General features: G+C 62.9%; 12 protein-coding genes. 7 read left to right on the top strand and 5 right to left on the bottom strand.

Annotation, left to right across the window (positions count from 1 at the left end):
- Nucleotides 1–35 precede the first annotated feature (35 nt).
- The 4 genes from uvrA (at nucleotide 36) to AAFF19_RS19975 (ending at nucleotide 8571) form a co-directional block, all read left to right on the top strand.
- On the top strand, nucleotides 36–5978 hold the full coding sequence (gene uvrA / locus AAFF19_RS19990) for an excinuclease ABC subunit UvrA (protein ID WP_182120757.1): 5943 nt from the start codon (nucleotides 36–38) through the stop codon (nucleotides 5976–5978).
- Nucleotides 5979–6156: 178 nt separating this feature from the next.
- Nucleotides 6157–6666: a hypothetical protein gene (locus tag AAFF19_RS19985; RefSeq protein ID WP_008907332.1), complete on the top strand. Its 510-nt coding sequence runs from the start codon at nucleotides 6157–6159 to the stop codon at nucleotides 6664–6666.
- 246 nt (nucleotides 6667–6912) lie between these two features.
- On the top strand, nucleotides 6913–7221 hold the full coding sequence (locus AAFF19_RS19980) for a hypothetical protein (RefSeq protein WP_085942659.1): 309 nt from the start codon (nucleotides 6913–6915) through the stop codon (nucleotides 7219–7221).
- Between the two features lie 213 nt (nucleotides 7222–7434).
- Nucleotides 7435–8571: an IS4 family transposase gene (locus tag AAFF19_RS19975; RefSeq protein ID WP_342720865.1), complete on the top strand. Its 1137-nt coding sequence runs from the start codon at nucleotides 7435–7437 to the stop codon at nucleotides 8569–8571.
- Between the two features lie 18 nt (nucleotides 8572–8589).
- Here AAFF19_RS19975 and AAFF19_RS19970 read toward each other — a convergent pair whose 3' ends face one another.
- Complete coding sequence (locus tag AAFF19_RS19970) at nucleotides 8590–9579, bottom strand: arginine deiminase-related protein (RefSeq protein WP_342720864.1); 990 nt, start codon at nucleotides 9577–9579, stop codon at nucleotides 8590–8592.
- Nucleotides 9580–9700: 121 nt separating this feature from the next.
- Here AAFF19_RS19970 and AAFF19_RS19965 point away from each other — a divergent pair, with 121 nt between their 5' ends.
- The gene (locus AAFF19_RS19965) at nucleotides 9701–10132 is read left to right on the top strand and encodes an Lrp/AsnC family transcriptional regulator (RefSeq protein WP_008907329.1); all 432 of its coding nucleotides are present in this window, start codon (nucleotides 9701–9703) and stop codon (nucleotides 10130–10132) included.
- On the opposite strand, the gene AAFF19_RS19960 is transcribed toward AAFF19_RS19965, so the two are convergent.
- Nucleotides 10120–11388, bottom strand: coding sequence for a GGDEF domain-containing protein (locus tag AAFF19_RS19960; RefSeq protein WP_342720863.1), 1269 nt, complete (start codon nucleotides 11386–11388; stop codon nucleotides 10120–10122). The two genes, AAFF19_RS19965 and AAFF19_RS19960, sit on opposite strands and share 13 nt — an antisense overlap.
- A gap of 215 nt (nucleotides 11389–11603) precedes the next feature.
- Between AAFF19_RS19960 and AAFF19_RS19955 the strand changes: the two genes are divergently transcribed.
- Nucleotides 11604–12566 (top strand): tripartite tricarboxylate transporter substrate binding protein, encoded by a 963-nt coding sequence (locus AAFF19_RS19955; protein WP_182120441.1) that lies wholly within the window; start codon nucleotides 11604–11606, stop codon nucleotides 12564–12566.
- A 72-nt stretch (nucleotides 12567–12638) separates the two neighbouring features.
- A complete protein-coding gene (locus AAFF19_RS19950) occupies nucleotides 12639–14132 on the top strand; it encodes an NYN domain-containing protein (RefSeq protein ID WP_342720862.1) in 1494 nt (497 codons plus the stop codon).
- 78 nt (nucleotides 14133–14210) lie between these two features.
- On the opposite strand, the gene AAFF19_RS19945 is transcribed toward AAFF19_RS19950, so the two are convergent.
- From AAFF19_RS19945 to AAFF19_RS19935, 3 genes are read right to left on the bottom strand one after another with little or no spacing between them, the layout of a single operon-like run.
- Entirely contained in the window at nucleotides 14211–15032 is an 822-nt protein-coding gene (locus tag AAFF19_RS19945; RefSeq protein ID WP_342720861.1) for an HAD-IIB family hydrolase, read from the bottom strand.
- 35 nt (nucleotides 15033–15067) lie between these two features.
- Nucleotides 15068–16933, bottom strand: coding sequence for a hypothetical protein (locus AAFF19_RS19940; RefSeq protein WP_342720860.1), 1866 nt, complete (start codon nucleotides 16931–16933; stop codon nucleotides 15068–15070).
- 39 nt (nucleotides 16934–16972) lie between these two features.
- Nucleotides 16973–17896 carry a hypothetical protein gene (locus AAFF19_RS19935; RefSeq protein WP_220459085.1) on the bottom strand — a complete coding sequence of 308 codons (924 nt, stop codon included), beginning with the start codon at nucleotides 17894–17896 and terminating at the stop codon, nucleotides 16973–16975.
- Nucleotides 17897–17922 lie beyond the last annotated feature (26 nt).

The following is a 17922-nucleotide window of genomic DNA, read 5'->3' as shown; positions in this document are numbered from 1 at the left end:
AGAATATTCGGCCTCACACCTGAAAGACCGCCTTCATGACCCAGGGACTGATCCGTATCCGCGGCGCACGCCAGCACAACCTCAAGAACCTGGATCTGGACATCCGCACCGGCGAACTCACGGTGGTCACGGGGCCCAGCGGCTCGGGCAAATCCAGCCTGGTGTTTGACACGCTCTATGCCGAGGGCCAGCGCCGCTACGTGGAGACCTTCAGCGCCTACGCCCGCCAGTTCCTCGACCGCATGGACAAGCCCGCCGTGGACAAGGTCGAGGGCGTGCCGCCCGCCATTGCCATCGACCAGACCAACCCCGTGCGCTCCAGCCGCTCCACCGTGGGCACGATGACGGAGCTGAACGACCACCTGAAGCTCTTGTTTGCGCGTGCAGGTCAGTTGTTTGACAAGCAGACGGGGCAGTCGGTGCGGCATGACACGCCGGAGACCATCTATGCCGAGCTGGCTGCGCGCTGCGCTGCATCGGGTGATCCACGCATCGTGTTGACCTTCCCGGTCGAACTGCCCGCCAATACATCGGCCGAGCAGGTCGAGCAATGGCTGTCCGCCAGTGGCTTCACCAAAGTGCAGGCCGAGCGCGAGGTGGCCACGCCCACCGGCCCGCGCAAGGTGCTGGATGTAGTGGCAGACCGCTTCCGCCTGGGCAATGCCGAAAAAGCGCGGGTCATTGAGGCGATTGAAGTGGCGCTGAAACGTGGCACGGGTCGTTTGAACGTCTATGTCATCCCCCAGCCCGTTCAGCCTGAGCCTGTCGAAGGCCGGGAAAGCGTTTCGACAGGCTCAACGCGAACGGAGTCAGTCACGGTAGCGCCAGAACTCTGGCGCTTCTCCACCGGCCTGCACTGCCCCGATAGCGACCTGCGCTACAGCGACCCCATCCCCTCGGCCTTCTCGTTCAACTCCGCCGTGGGCGCATGCGACAGCTGCCGGGGCTTTGGCCGCGTGATCGGCGTGGACTACGGCCTGGTCATCCCCAACGACAAGCTCACCCTGCGCGCCGGTGCCATCAAGACCATCCAGACGCCTGCATGGAAGGAAGCGCAGGACGACCTCATGCGCCACGCAGAGGCGGCAGGCATCCCGCGCGACACGCCCTGGAACAAGCTCACGGACGATCAGAAGAAATGGGTGATCGGCGGCGCCCCCGGCTACAAGGACGGGCAATGGAGCAAGCAGTGGTACGGCATCAAGCGCTTTTTTGAGTACCTCGAAAGCAAGGCCTACAAGATGCACATCCGCGTGCTCTTGTCCAAGTACCGCAGCTACACGCCATGCCCCACCTGCGCGGGTGCGCGGCTTAAGACCGAAAGCCTGCTCTGGCGCATTGGCCGCAAGGAGGATGCTGACGCGGTGCTGGAGCCCGGCAAACGCTTCATGCCCGAGGCTGTGCAATGGTCGCGCGAGCAGCTGGAGGCGCTGCCCGGCCTGTGCCTGCACGATCTGATGCTGCTGCCCATTGACCGACTGCGCCAGTTCTTTGACCGCATGCAGCTACCGGTGGGCGACGACGCCAAGGGCGGCGATGCGCAAGCGCTCAAGCTGCTGCACGAAGAAATCACCACGCGCCTTCGCTACCTGTGCGACGTGGGCATCGGCTACCTCACCCTAGACCGGCAAAGCCGTACGCTCAGCGGTGGCGAGGTGCAGCGCATCAACCTCACCACCGCGCTGGGCACCAGCCTCGTCAACACGCTGTTCGTGCTCGACGAGCCCAGTATCGGCCTGCACCCGCGCGACATGCACCGCATCACCGAGGCCATGCTGCGCCTGCGCGACGCGGGCAACACGCTGGTGGTGGTGGAGCACGACCCGGCCGTGATGCTGGCGGCTGACCGCATGATCGACATGGGCCCCGGCCCCGGCCGCCTGGGCGGTCAGATCGTGTTTGACGGCACCACGGCCGATTTGCGCAACGCCGACACGCTGACCGGCGCCTACCTGGGTGGGCGCAAGCACGTGGGTTTTGGGTTCAAGCGCATGGTGACGGAATCGACGCCTCGCCTCATTCTGGAGGGCGCACGCGAGCACAACCTGCAGAACGTGTCGGTGGAGTTCCCGCTACAGCGCCTGGTCACCGTGACCGGTGTCAGTGGCTCGGGCAAGTCGAGCCTGATCCAGGACGTGCTGGCCCCCGCGCTGCTGCGCCACTTTGGCAAGGCCACCGACACGCCGGGCGCGCACGACCGCATGCTGGGCGCCGACCATTTGTCGGATGTTGTGTTTGTCGATCAATCCCCCATCGGAAAAACCGCCCGATCCAACCCCGTGAGCTACGTGGGCGCGTGGGACAGCATCCGCGAACTGTTTGCCGTGGCGCCGCTGTCGAAGCAGCGCAGCTACACCGCCAGCAAGTTCAGCTTCAACAGCGGCGATGGGCGCTGCCCGACCTGTGGCGGCTCGGGCTTTGAGCATGTGGAGATGCAATTTCTGAGCGACGTGTACCTGCGCTGCCCAGACTGCGACGGCAAACGCTATCGCCCCGAGATTCTGGAAATCACCATCGAGCGTGGTGGTCGGACGTTGAATGTGGCCGACGTGTTGGCCCTCACGGTGGCCGAGGCCGCAGACCTGTTTGCCAATGACCGCGATGTGATCCGCGCGCTGCAGCCCATCGTGGATGTGGGGCTCGAATACGTGGCGCTGGGTCAGCCGGTGCCCACACTGTCGGGCGGCGAGGCGCAGCGCCTGAAATTGGCAGGCTTCCTTGCGGAAGCGGCTCGCGTGCAAAGCAAATCGCGCCAGACGGTGGCACGCAAGGGCACGCTGTTCCTGTTCGACGAGCCCACCACCGGCCTGCACTTTGACGACATTGCCAAGCTCATGCGCGCGCTGCGCAAGCTCATCGACGCGGGGCACTCGCTCATCGTCATCGAGCACAACCTGGACGTGATCCGCGCCAGCGACTGGCTCATTGACCTGGGCCCCGAAGGCGGCTACGCCGGCGGCCTCATCGTGGCGGAGGGCACGCCCGAGGACGTTCGCCAGCACGCCACTTCGCACACCGGCCAGGCGCTGCGCGACTACGAACTCACGCTGGGCATCGGCGGCCATTCGGTGCACGAGAAAGCTGCAGTGCTACGAAAAAGAGAGCTTGTAGCGCTTTCTGGTAAAGCGCTAGAGGCCAAAAACGTCATACAAATCGTCAACGCGAAGGAACACAACCTCAAGAACCTGAGCGTGGACATTCCACGTGGCAAGTTCAATGTGGTCACTGGCGTCAGCGGCTCGGGCAAGTCCACGCTGGCGTTCGACATCCTGTTCAACGAAGGCCAGCGCCGCTATCTCGAATCGCTCAATGCCTACGCGCGGTCCATCGTGCAGCCCGCTGGTCGGCCCGAGGTGGATGCGGTGTACGGCATCCCGCCCACCGTCGCCATTGAGCAGCGCCTGTCGCGCGGGGGCCGCAAGTCCACCGTGGGCACCACCACCGAGGTATGGCACTTCTTGCGTCTGCTGTACGTCAAGCTGGGCACCCAGCACTGCGTGAAGGACGGTGCCGCCGTGCAGCCGCAAACGCCCGAGAGCATCGCCGCGCAATTGCTCACGCAGTTTCGCGGCCAGCACATTGGCCTGCTTGCGCCGCTGGTGATGAACCGCAAGGGCGTGTACACCGAGCTGGCGGACTGGGCGCGCCCGCGCGGCTTTACGCATCTGCGCGTGGATGGCAACTTCCTGCCCACTACCAACTTCCCGCGCATCGACCGCTTCAAGGAGCACACCATTGAGCTGCCTGTTGCCAGCCTGGATGTGTCGCCCGAGAACGAAGGCCAGCTCCGCAAGGCGCTGGCCGACGCGCTCACGCACGGCAAGGGCGTGGTGCATGTGCTGAGCAGCATCGACACGCTGGCTGCGGCCATGGAGGGCGGCTTGCCCACGGCCGGTATTGGCCATCTGCAAGCCTTTTCGACCAAGCGCGCCTGCCCGGTGTGCGCCACCAGCTATGCCGAGCTGGACCCGCGCCTGTTCTCGTACAACAGCAAGCATGGCTGGTGCCCCGACTGCGTGGGCACCGGCGTCAAGCTCACCAGGGACCAGCGCAAGGTGTTTGACGACTCGGTGCAGGACGACAAGGAAAAGGGCCGCGAGCAGACCTTTGCCGAGCCCGAGGTGGAAGATTTGCAGGACACCGCTTGCCCCACATGCCACGGCACGCGTCTGAACGCCACGGCCCGCGCTGTGAAGTTTGCTGGCGTGGGCATCACCGAAATCGCCGCGCTGTCGGTGACGGATGTGCGCCGCTGGATCGAAACCCTGCGCATTGAGGGCGGCATGACCCAGCGCGAAGGCGACATCGCCCGCGACCTGGTGCCCGAGATCCAGGGCCGCCTCGAATTCCTCGAAGAAGTGGGCCTGGGCTACCTCACGCTGGACCGGGGTGCGCCCACGCTCAGCGGTGGTGAGGCCCAGCGCATCCGCCTGGCCGCGCAGCTGGGCAGCAACCTGCAGGGCGTGTGCTACGTGCTCGACGAGCCCACCATCGGCCTGCATGCGCGCGACAACCAGATTTTGCTCAACGCCCTGCACAAGCTGGGCGACAAGGGCAACACGCTGGTGGTGGTGGAGCACGACGAAGACACCATTCGCCGTGCCGACCACATCATCGACATCGGCCCCAGCGCGGGCAAGCGTGGCGGGCGCCTGGTGGCGCAGGGCACGGTGGATGACATCACCGGCGCGGCCGACTCGCAAACTGGCCGCTACCTGCTGCACGCCATGAAGCACCCGCTGCAGCTGCGCCGCAGCATGGCGGCCACCGAGGTCAGCGCCGAGGCCACAGCCGCCTTTGCGCGGGCCGAAGCCGCAGCGCCCACCGGCCGACAGAGCGCCACCGTCAAGAAGCGTGCGGCCCAGGCCGCATCGCTGGCAGCAGACGCGCTGACCGAGGCCAAGGAACGTGCCGCCATGCGCTGGCTCACGGTGCATGGTGCGCAGCTGCACAACCTGCAGAACGTGACCGCTACCGTACCGCTGCACCGCCTGGTGGCCGTGACGGGCGTGAGCGGTTCAGGCAAGTCCACCCTGGCGCGCGACGTGCTGCTGGCCAATGTGCAGGCCTGGGTGCAGCAGCGCAGTACCAAGGCCGGGCGCGATGCCATGGACGCGGGCAAGTCGCCGCCACTGGTGGGCTGCTCGGGGCTGTCAGGCTTCGAGAGCATCGATCGCGTGCTCGAAGTGGACCAGACGCCGATTGGCAAAACGCCGCGCAGCTGCCCCGCCACTTACATCGGCTTTTGGGACACCATCCGCAAGCTGTTTGCGGAGACGCTGGAAGCCAAGGCCCGGGGCTACGCTGCCGGGCGCTTCAGCTTCAACACCGGCGAAGGCCGCTGCCCCGGCTGCGAAGGCGCGGGCGTGCGCACCATCGAGATGAGCTTCTTGCCCGATGTGAAAGTGCCCTGCGAAACCTGCCACGGCGCGCGCTTCAACCCCGAAACGCTGGCCGTGACGTGGCGCGGCAAGAGCATTGGCGATGTGCTGCAGATGGAGGTGGATGAGGCCGTGGGCTTCTTTGCCACCATGCCCAGCATTGCGCACCCGCTGCAACTGCTGCAGGACGTGGGCCTGGGTTACCTGACGCTGGGCCAGCCCTCGCCCACATTGAGCGGCGGCGAGGCGCAGCGCATCAAGCTCGTGACCGAGCTGACCAAGGTGCGCGACGAGGTCGGCCGCCGGGGCCAGAAGGCGCCGCACACGCTGTACGTGCTGGACGAGCCCACGGTGGGGCTGCACATGGCCGATGTCGACAAGCTCATCCGCGTGCTGCACCGCCTGGTGGACGGCGGCCACAGCGTGATCGTGATCGAGCATGACCTGGATGTGATCGCCGAGGCCGACTGGATCCTGGACCTGGGGCCCGAGGGCGGCAACGCAGGCGGGCGCATCGTGGCAGCCGCGACGCCCGAGGACGTGGTGGCGGCAGGTACGCACACGGGCAAGGCGCTGGCGCCGGTGCTGGCGCGCTGAGTTGGATCGGGGGCGGGCGTATTGGCGCGCCACGCGCGTGAGTGCGCCGGGCGCTGTCCTACGCGCGGCGCGGAAATTGGAGCACGTGTGGCGCCGTCAGGGTTTCCTACGATGGGTTTGCAGGGGATGACCTTCCCCGCCTTTTCACCCTACCCAAACCCTTCAGGATCCCCTGACCATGAACGCTTTCCATCTTCTCAAGACCTGGTCTGCCATTGCGGCTTCTTCGGTGTTGCTGGTCGCCTGTGGCGGCGGCGGCAATGATGACGACCCCACGCCCAGCAACGAGCCCGGTGTGCTGACCGTGACCAGCGCCAGTTTGTCGGACCTCAATGGCGTGTACGGCAACGGCGCGATCAACCTGACCGATGTGGAGAAGAACAACCCCATCGGCTCGGCACCCGAGGTGTGTGCATTCAACTTCGACGGGGCCAACAAGGTGGGCTCGCCCGCCACTGCGTTTGGCGACATTCGTTACCGCCCGGATGCAGGAGAGCTCTACAAGGTGTTCCTGACGTTTGACGGCAAGGAATACGGCAGCGATCAACCCACGGACACCGCCGTGGTGCGTGAAAGCGACCAGGTGCGTTTCAACCGCACGACCCTCACCGCCACCGATGGCTCTGCCAATACCTTGCGCGTGTCGGGCGTGGTGCCCATGCGGCCGAATCGCCCTTCGGGTTGCTGACCGGCCGCCGTTACAGACACGCGCTCGCCGCACCGATTGCATTGTCTCCCTCCCGGTCCTTCGGCCGGTTTGACCCCGCTGGTTCGCCGCGGGGTTTTTTTCGGCCGCTGGCTGCGGGCCCCGTACACGACGCGTGGCACGGGGCCACAATGCGACCTTGTGCCCCCGTTGCGGGGCGCCTCTGCTTCCATGCCCGTAAAACCCCCTGAGCACCAAGTCGTGGTGTGGCGGCACCCCGAGGCCCCCATGCAGCCTGCCCTGGGCGCGCCATGCAATGGGTGTGGCGTGTGCTGCCTGGCCGAGCCCTGCCCGCTGGGGATGCTGGTATCGCGCCGCCGCACGGGCGCCTGCGCAGCCCTGCGCTGGAGCGAAGCGGACCAGCGGTACTGGTGTGGCATGGTGGCAGACCCGGGCGGTGTGACCGGGCTCACTCATCCTTGGGCCCAGCCCGTGCTTGCTGCGCTGGCCCGGCGGTGGATTGCCTCGGGGGTGGGCTGCGATGCTCCGCTGGAGATTCATCCACTGCAGGGGCAGGACCCCGACGGTGGCCTGTGAATCATTTGCTATTAAAAATATAGCTGTTGGCGCTTGCTGATAAAGCGCTGGAGGCCATTTTTGCTTGTATTTTCACTACTGTCCGGTAAATCTCCCGGCAAATTAGCTCAGACATAGGCCGGGCGCGGGTTCCCAGAGGATTCTCGATTCCGGCGATTTGAAACGCGATCCACGCCCGTGGCGTACCGTGGCCTCATTTTTGGGGTCTACACCATGAACACTGGGCGCACGGTTTTCGCACAACTGCTGGGGGTCGTGCCGTTTAGCCACTTTGAACACCTTGTTGACAAATACCAAGCCAACCGATGGACGCGCGACTTCACCGCATGGAGTCACTTCATCTGCATGGCCTACGCGCAGTTCACCCGCAGAGAGGGTTTGCGTGACCTGATCGCGTGCTTGAATTCTCAGAGCAGCAAGCTCTATCACCTGGGCCTGCGCCAGCGGGTGTCACGCTCCACCTTGGCCGATGCCAACGAGCGGCGCGACTCGGCATTGTTTGAAGCACTGGGGCATCGTCTGACAGAGATGGCGCTGGCTTTGTACCAAGACCATGACATTGGATTGGGCCTTAAGGAGCCGTTGTATGCCATGGACTCCACCACCATTGATTTGTGCCTGAGCCTGTTTCCTTGGGCTGACTTTCGATCTACTAAAGCAGGCATCAAAGCCCACACCGTAATCGACTTGCGTGGCGCGATTCCGGTCATGCTTACCATCACCACGGGCAAGGTCAGTGATGTGAGCCTGCTGGACAATTTGGCTCTGCCAAAGGGCTCCATCGTAGTGCTGGATCGGGGCTATGTGGACTTTGCCCGGCTGTACCTGCTGGTGCAGCAGGAATGCAGTTTTGTGGTGCGCGCCAAAGGCAACTTGAGTTTTCATTGCACTGAAGCGCACCCCACCGACGCCAAGGCAGGAGTCTGGTCAGACCAGACGATTGTGCTGACCGGCGAGCGCTCCAAGAAGGGCTACCCACAGCCTTTGCGTCGGGTACGCTTTTATGACGCCGTGAGCTGCCTGGAGTTGGTGTTTCTGAGCAATCGCCTGGACTTATCGGCCCTGACCATCGCCACGATCTACAAGCAGCGTTGGCAGGTTGAGTTGTTCTTCAAGTGGCTTAAGCAGAACTTGAACGTCAAACACTTCTTCGGCAACTCACTGAACGCGGTGCGCTCGCAAATCTGGATTGCGGTATGTACCTATCTCATGGCCTTGATCGCCCACAAGCCGTTTCATGCGCGGATTTCATTGCGCAACTTCCTGCATCTGGCGGAGGTCAACATGTTCGAGAAGGTCACCCTGGCACAGATGGTGACCAACGCACTCACCGGAGATGAGATTGAGTAAGGACAGCATCAGACGGAGCTATTCTGATGCATCAAGAAAATTTACCGGACAGTAGTGTTGTATTTTTGGTTCCGGGGCGCCCCGCCGCGCCAGGTGTACCCCCGCCAGCATGCAGCGCACGGATCCGCCGGCCTGCTCGATGGTGGGGACCGACAGCGGCAACAGGCGTGCGCTGCGTTCAATGGCGGCGCGCTGCTCGGCGGTGAGGCTGGCGGCTGCGCGGGCCGACAGTGCCAGCACCCGGCCCTGGGTGCCCGTGAGTTCGAGCGCGTTGCCCGCGTACTCGCCGAGCTGCCAGGCGCTCAGCTCGATCACCTCACGGCCCGTTTCAAGCAGGCGTTCCCGCACGGCGCTGCGCCGTTTCGGGTCGGTGATCATGTGGAAGCCACCCAGGGCGAACGCGGTGCCCACGCACAGCATCACGTTGGTGTGGTAGCAAGGGCGGCCTTGTGCATCGGCCGTGGCAAACGCCATGGGTTCGTAGTTGAAATGCGTGCAAAAGCGCTCCAGGGCTACCGGGTCGGCGCGGTTCGATTGCGCGGTGTAGGCGATGCGGCCCAGGTGGTCGAGCACCATGGCGCCCGTGCCTTCCAGAAACATGCCGTCGGCCTCGAGCCCGGAGTAGTCGATCACGTCCTGCACGCGGTACTCGGATTTGAACATCTCGATTACGTCGCTGCGCCGCTCGCGCCGCCGGTTTTCGGCGTACATCGGATAGATCGCCACATGGCCCCCGGGGTGGGTGGAGAACCAGTTGTTGGGGAACACCGCATCGGGGGTGTTGCGCTCGCCGGTGTCTTCAAACAAGTGCACGCGCACGCCGGCATCCTGCAGGCAGGCGGCGGCGGCCGTGACCTCGGCATAGGCGCGAAGCGCAGTCTCGTCGGGAGCATGCTGCGCCGTGCGCGCCTGAAAGGCGTTGTCGGCGGCGGTCTGGGGGTTGGGGTGGAACCGGTGGGGGCGCACCATCACCACGGCGTTGGGGGCTTGGACGGAAGGGGTGAACATGGCGAGGATTGGTGTGGGTGGAGGGTGCGGAGAATTCTCTGCACAGTCACAGTTACCCCATAGTTCTCAATATGTACAAATTGAATGGAAAATTGGCGAATAGACAGATACTCTGAACGCTATGACCAAACTTGACGACACTGACCGCGAAATTATCAGCATCCTGCGTGCAGACGCCCGCACGCCGGTGGCCACTCTGGCGCAAAAGCTGCGCGTCTCGCGCGGCACGGTGCAGAACCGGCTGCACAAGATGGAGGAAAGTGGCGTCATCACCGGCTACACCGTGCGCCTGCGACCTGACTCGGAGCCCCAGCGCATCCGTGCTTGGATGAGCATTGCGGTCGAGGGCAATGCCGCCCCGGCCGTCATCCGCACCCTGCGCGGCGAGCCCACCGTGGGCACGCTGCATACCACCAATGGCCGCTGGGATATCGTGGCCGAGGTGCGCGCCGAGAGCCTGGAGGCCTTTGATGCCGCGCTTGGCCGCATCCGGCTCACGCCCGGCATTGCCAATACCGAGACCAGTATCCTGCTGTCAACCTACAAGGTCTGAGCCCCGCTCGCGCCGGGGGCGGGCGACGATACCGGTGGCGCGACTGCGTCCGCATGTTGCACGATCTGCCCGTCAGGCCGGGACACCATCACCCGGCCGCGGCCCGCCTGCTTTCCGGCGTACAGGCCCAGGTCAGCGCGCTGCAAGACGGCATCCAGCGTTTTTTCGTGGGGCAGGCGTTCGGCCACGCCCATGGTGGCACTCAGCGGGATGGTGTGCGCGCCGAACTCCACTGGGGTTGCCGCAAGCTGCTGCCCCAGCCGCTGCGCCACGGCGGCCGCGCCGTCAAGGCTGGCGCCGGGCAGCAGCACCGCGAACTCCTCCCCACCCAGGCGCCCGATGCTGTCGATGCTGCGAAAGCACTGCTGGCACAGCCGGGCCACCTGGCGCAGAACCTCGTCGCCAGCGGCATGGCCGAACTGGTCGTTGATCTTCTTGAAGTGGTCCAGATCGAGCAGCACCACAGAGAGCGGGCTGCGGTCCCGCTCGGCACGGGCCAGATCCAGCGCAAAGCGCTGCGCAAACTCCCGCCGGTTGAGCAGGCCTGTCAAAGGGTCGGTGGTGGCCTGGCGCTGCAGCTCGGCCTGCAGTTCGGTGCGGCGGGCGATTTCGGCCGTCAGGTCTGCGTTGGCCTGTAGCAGGCGGGTGCGCACGATGAACTCCTGCCGCTGCACCCGCTGGAGGCGGTTGGCCGAGATAAAGCCCACCACTGCGGGCAGGGTCAACAGCAAGGCAAGCCCCGGGGCCAGTGTGGGCGCGGTGCCCGTGGTGACCAGCGTGGCCACGGTGCCGGCGGTACCCACCAGCGCCACCCACGCGCAAAGGGCCACGCGCCCGGGAATGAAGATGAAGAGGCTCAGGTTGACGATCATGACCATGCCGATCGTCCATGCGCGCATCTCCGGTCGCAAAAGCAGAAACAGGAAGAAAAATGGGAAACCCGCCAGCTGAAGCCACAACACCAGGCGGCCTTCGGGCGCCAGGTGCGGCCGTGACCGCAGGGCCGTCGCAGCGACCAGCAGCAGCGCCGCAGTGCCCATCCGGTAGCCCATCAAGGTCCAGAACACGGTGCTGCCGCCCAAGGCCTGGTAGTCCGGCAGGCCAAACAACAGCAGCAATGCGGCCCACACGTACAGCGCCAGGCGCAACTGCCGGGCCATGCGGTGCTGGATGTCAGCCCGGTACGCGCGCTCCGTGGCAGGGTCCGTGAACTCCGCGCGCCAGAGCGATATGGGAGGAATCGGGGCGTTCTCCATGGGTTGAAAAGGGCTGTGCGGCCAGGGCAGGGTACAGCACCCGAGCGAGGGCGGCTACCGTGCTGCGGGTTTTCCAGAGGTGCGCTGCGCTGCGGCGCAGCGGGGCTTGTGCTGCTCTTTCACTGCCACCTGCGCGACAGCAGGTAAGGGCTTGTATTGATGCTGCAGCGGCACAGGCGCAGTCAAATTGCGTTTTTTATGACAAGGAGCCCGCCATGCAACGTCGCCGCATCATTCAATGGGGAGCCGCCAGCCTCGCCGCCCCAGCATTCATGGCGCAGGCCCAGAGCTTTCCCAGCAAGCCCATCAAGCTCGTGATCGCCTTCCCCGCAGGTGGCCCCACCGACATCACCATGCGCGCTCTGGCCGACAACGCCAGCAAGATCCTGGGCCAGACGGTCATCGTTGAGAACAAGCCCGGCGCTGGCGGCACATTGCCCGCCCAGACGCTGCAGACCTCCCCGGCCGACGGCTACACCGTTGCGCAGATTCCGCTGGGAGTGTTCCGGCTGCCCTACACCACCAAAATCAACTGGGATCCGATCAAGGACATCAGCTACGTGCTCAACGTCACCGGGTACGCGTTTGGGCTGGTGGTTCCCGCAGATTCCCCGCTGAAAACCTGGACGCACTTCGTGGCCTGGGCCAAGGCCAACCCCGGCAAGCTGAGCTACGGCTCCACCGGCACCATGACCAGCCCGCACCTCACCATGGAACTCATCGCCCAGCAGCTGGGCCTGGAGCTGCTGCACGTACCCTACAAGGGCAGTGCCGACCTGATGCAGTCCATCCTGGGCGGGCAGATCATGGCGGCGGCTGACTCCACCGGTTTTGCTCCGCAGGTGGAGGCCGGCAAGCTGCGCGTGCTCAACACCTGGGGCGCCGAGCGCCTGGCCAAGTTCCCCGACGCGCCCACGCTCAAGGAACTGGGTCTCAACCTGGTGCAGAACTCGCCGTTTGGCATCGGTGCGCCCAAGGGCACACCCGATGCGGTGGTCAAGCGCCTGCACGACGCGTTCAAGCAGGCCATGGAGCAGGAGAGCTATCGGACCGCATTGGCGCGGTACGACATGGTGCCGATGTACATGAGCACCAGCGAGTACAAGAAATTTGCCGAAGACACCTTTGCGCGTGAGAAGGCGCTGGTGGAAAAGCTGGGGTTGGCCAAACCGGTGTAAGGCGGGGATCCGGCAGGGGGCATGCCCGTTCCGTGTGATGATCCGCAGCATTGAACGGAACTCGCACACGATATGGCATCCTCCTCCGACAGCATCAGCATGGCCCTGTTCTGCGACTTTGAAAACGTCGCCCTGGGCGTGCGCGATGCGCAGTACGAAAAATTCGACATCAAGCCCATCCTGGAGCGCCTGCTGCTCAAGGGCTCCATCGTGGTCAAAAAGGCCTATTGCGACTGGGAGCGCTACAAGGGCTTCAAGGCCACCATGCACGAGGCGAATTTCGAGCTGATCGAAATCCCCCATGTGCGCCAGTCGGGCAAAAATTCGGCCGACATCCGCCTGGTGGTGGACGCGCTGGACCTCTGCTACACCAAGTCGCACGTCAACACCTTCGTCATCATCAGCGGGGACTCGGACTTTTCGCCGCTGGTGTCCAAGTTACGCGAGAACAACAAGCAGGTGATCGGTGTGGGCGTGAAGCAGTCCACTTCTGACCTCTTGATCGCGAACTGCGACGAGTTCATCTTTTATGACGACCTGGTGCGGGAGAACCAGCGCGCGCAGGCCCGGCGCCAGAGCCCGGGCAGCACTCCGTCAGCCGCCCCCCGCCGCAGCCCCGAAGAGGAACGCAATCGCAAGGAAAGCCAGGACGCACGCCGCACCCAGGGCGTGGAACTGGCCGCCGAGACCTTCGAGGCCCTGCTGCTGGAGCGCGGCGATTCGGGCAAGATCTGGGCCTCGGTGCTCAAGGAGGCCATCAAGCGCCGCAAGCCCGATTTCAGCGAAGGCCGCTATGGCTTCCGCACGTTTGGCAACCTGCTCGAAGAAGCGCAGGCGCGCGGGCTGCTGGAGTTTGGGCGCGATGAAAAATCGGGTGCGTATGTGTACCGCAGCCTGGGTGCGCCCGGCGGGGCTGCGGCACTCGCACTGCCTGATGGAGCCGCAGAACGCGGCAGCCATGGCGGTGTGTCGCGCCATGATTTCCATGCGGTCGCGATAGCGCCCGACGCACGCTCGGACAACGCGGACGCACCCGGCACCTCCGGGCGTCAAAGAGGCCGCCGCAGCGAAGAGGCGGACCGCACCGAACTTCGCCCGGCATTGCGCAGCGAACAGCCCGACCCCGGGCAGGCCGATGCGCCTGCCGAGCGCCCGGCCAGCCGCTATTTCAGCCAGCCCTCAGAGCCCCAGGTCGCGTCGCCCGAGGGTGGGATCGATGCCATGCCCCGCCAGGACAACACGGACACGCCGGAACGCGGGGCGCTCGGCGACATCGAAGGCATCGAGCCCGCAGCCCCCCGCCGCAGCCGCGCCCGCAGTGGAGGTGACTCCGAGGCAGGATCCAGGCCACGTAAGCCCGCAGTGCGCAAGACAGCCGCGCCCCGTGCGAGCAGCACGCTTGCCGCGGTGGACGCGGGAGATGCTGCAAATGCTGGCGTAGAGCTGCCCATCACTCCGTCGGAGGCCTCAGCCGCTGAGGTCGATGCCGGAGCCTCCACCCCGGCATCCGCACCCGCACGCCCGCGCAGCCGGCCTCGCAAACCGGCTGCCAAATCCGCCGGGTAAGCGTTGCCGGGCAACCCGCACGGCCATCAGCGATGATTGCTATCTGAATAATAGCTGATGGCGCTTTGTCAGCAAGCGCTAGCGGCTGTTTCTGCTCAAAATCAACCGTGCCAGTTCCGCAAACCCCGCGCCGCGCTCACCCGCCGTCACATAGCGCGGCAGGTGCGTAAGATGCGGCACAAAGCGCGCGATGTTGGCAACGCCCACGCTGTGTGGGAAGTGTTCAAACATGAGCTGGTCATTGGTGGAATCCCCCACGTAAACCCATCGCTCGATCTCGGTGTCCAGGTCTCGTTTGAACAGCTCCCGCACAATCCACCGCGCACCTTCCAGCTTGTTGTGTGCGCCGTACCAGCCGTTAATGTGAATGCTGCTCACCGTGGCGTTCATCCCCGCCGCTCGCATGATGCGCACTGCATGGTCGATCGACTCCTGCGGCAGATGGGTGAATTCGCTGTGGTCAATCGCGATGTCTGTCTCGCGCCCGGGAGAGTCGGTAGCGCGCCGTGCGCCAGGCACTTCACGCTCGATATGTGCAAGAACTTCCTGCATGCGAGCGAAGTTGGACGCGCGGGTGGCCCCATCCTGCTGATACCGCTTGAGAAGGGTTCCATCGGACTGCCGGATCAAAGCCACGGCCCCGTTCTCCGCCACGATGGCATTCACTGGCCAGGCCAACGCGAAGGGTTCACTCCACCCCACCGGGCGGCCAGTGATGGGTACGATATGCAGCCCGGCGGACTGCAGCTCTGCCAAGGACGTTAGCGCATCGGCGGTGATGGCGCCGTCTGTAGTCAGGGTGTCGTCGATGTCAGTGAGTAGCCCCAAGATGTTAGAGGGGGCAGGCCATGTGGCAATTGGGTTCAGCCATTGTTTTTTGGCGCACGCGGTGTCGGGCATAGGGAAAGCAAATGGTCGTTAGGGTGGTCGCAGGCCTATCTTTTCGCGAAATCAACCACGGCTCGGTATAGTTGGCTCGATCCGTCCTGGTGGTTGTCAGGACTTATTTCCAGTCGGTTGACATCGTTTTCCTTACCTTTGAATCGTCCAGGTATGAGTGAAAAGTAGTAAGGACTTACAAAGCGAGCGCCTTGGCGATAGTGGGACTGCAGTGCATCGGCGTGCGCTGCTGGGATTTTCCATTGCTGCGGATGAAACTCGGGCACACCGTAGGTTGAAATCCGTTCTGTGGCGAGATAATTCCGTATCCAAGGGCTGTTGGTAGCACCGCCGTAGAGGTTGATTCCTTGGTTCCACGGCATGGCCCCGGTGAGCGTTGAATCGGCCGCCAAGAGCTGGCTGTTCCAAGAGGAATTTACGCGGGGCATGATCTGGTGTGAGAAAAGCTTTGCCGCAGGTAAGCCGGCCTTCACTGCTCGAGAGTGAAACTCGCGCATGAGTTGTTGCACCTGCCACTCCCGGTACTCGTTCCACAGTCTTGCCACGGGGTTGAAGTACACATCTATCTGCTTACCCGGCAGGTCCATCCAGGCTTTTAGTTCGGGCAGGTGCTTAGTCGCCGAGGGGAGAAATTCCGGCATTTGCACGGAGTTCACCTTTCGCGGTACTTGGTCTTGAACTACGACCGAGAAGGTGGTTTCACCAACCAGGTACTGGCGGTTTTTTGAAGTTGCAATCACTTGGGCGTGGTGGCGACCGGGAGGAAGATATGAAAAATCGTAGTTAAACCGGAAGCCCACGTTAGGGCTGGTGACAGAGTCGACCGCCCGGTATACGTCGAGCCTGTTCAGGTCGCGTTCCATGGGGCCCACCATCTTGCCGTTGACATAAAGATCTAGGCGTTCGACCAAGTGTCTAGGATCCCAGAGCCAGCCTGCGAAGGGCAATATCCCGCCAGCGTAGGCGTCAAAGTGCTCCCCGATATGGGTGACCGACTCTTTGCGAATGTCCTTTGCAGGAGCGTTGATCTTTGAAAATGACGCGTACTGTTGCCCAGTCTCAGCGTTAAGCTGACCAATAGTGCCAAATTTGCGCCGTAGCCAAGATCTGAATCCGTCCACTGACGCGGGACTGTAATCTGTAGTCCTTATGTCGGTGAAAGCCCCCATTCCGTTTTCGAAATCTGGAAACATGTGATGGAGTTCACCGAGAAATGTGATGGCGATGATGCGCGCCTGAACATCAGCAGGCAGTTCCCGAAGCTTTCTCGCCACGTGGTTCAATGCTGCATATCGATATCGGTTGACGGGAATGCGTGCGTCGGTTTGGAGCGTGTAAGGGATAACGTGATAGCCGAAGTAGCTCAAATCAAGCGGCTTTCCGTCACGCAATTGCATTAGATTTCTTGGGTCCCTTTGCAGCTCTCGCGCCAATGGTCCAAAAGAGTCGAAGTGGTCTGCCGCCAAATACAACACAACCGGTCGTTTAACTTGCTGGATGAGTCGCAGGAAATTGTCAAGTTGCGCCTCGTTAATTCTCCAGCCTGCGCGAGTGCCATGGTATAGACCAAGCAAGGGCAGCGTTGCAGTAAACCCAATCTGAACCTGACCCTTTGGGCCACCTGGTTCGAGTGCATCCAGTAACCGATTCAGTGCAGCGGCCCCGCTGATCTTCATACGTCTGCACTGATTCTCCGCCGCGTAAACATCCAACACCTTCAGGTCCAGTGCAGCCTCGTCGCAGAGGTGCTGGCCCTCGATGACCGGAGCAACTATGAACGGAGGACGCCGAGCCTCTTCCTCAGGCGAGGCATTATTTTGGGCCGAGGCTAAATACCCGGGGAGCGAACCAAATGCAATTGCCGCGCACGCGGCAATGGACGCATTAAATCTAATTGACATATCCTGAGGACCGTACAGCGCACGCTGCAGAGGGTTGCGCTATTTGTGAGGTTTTCGCTCTGGCTGCGCCGATAGTGCCGGCCACAGTGCCATAGGTAAGACAAAAAATGGGAGCAGGTAGCGGTATTCGCCGGCAATTGAGAACATGAAAATTCCTACCAACTGCACTAGCATGGGTATTGACACGAGCAGTATGGGCCAATCCCGATTGCGGAGCCCGGTAACGCTTGCCCGGATCAGTAGTACAAGCCCCAGCCAAGGAGTCCACAGGATCCACCGCCATTCATAGCTAAAAACGTGCATCCATCGCCATACACTCTCTGCTTGGTCCCAACCCCAATGTCGAAACTGAGACGCGGTAGTAACACGGGGCAAAACGTTGGACGCATACGTCAAGGCGGGAAATCCACCTTGTGCGAGAGCAGCACTAAAAAAAACGTTGATCCGACTACCCAAAAAATCTGGGAGGTTACGCCAAAGATTCCACCCCCAGAATTCACGGACAATCGTTTGCTTGTCTTCAGGCGACATGCTGCCCACCTGCGGACCCTCGGGGTGGAATACAAGCATGTCCCAATACGCAGGATCCCGGTATTGCTGTAACTTGTCGATAACTTGGTTCCGCTGTAGTGCATCCAGTGTCGCTTGAGTAACCTTCGGCTTTTGTAACACCCAAGGGTCATTCATATGGGGATAAAGCGACCAGAGGTCGTTCATGGCCCGCTTTTGTAGGAATCCTGCCGTTTCAAAAATTGCCAGAGGAAATTGTGTCTCCTGTGTTGTAGTGCGATGTGCCTGCTGTGCCAATAAGACAATAGCGCACCATGCTCCAACCGCTGCCAACCACCGTTTGCGAGAGCGCGCATCGAGCCAGATCGAGCACATGAGGGCCGGTGCAAGCAATACTATGCCATTTGGCCTCAAAAACACTGCAAAAGGCAAGGTCAAGATCAGAATGACCAAGGATACATTCGTGACCTGGCGTCTTT

Origin of the sequence: Acidovorax sp. FHTAMBA (assembly GCF_038958875.1) — a bacterium.
Taxonomy (GTDB): domain Bacteria; phylum Pseudomonadota; class Gammaproteobacteria; order Burkholderiales; family Burkholderiaceae_C; genus Acidovorax.
The sequence above is the reverse complement of the archived record's forward strand: the minus strand, read 5'-3'. Positions and strand labels throughout refer to the sequence as shown.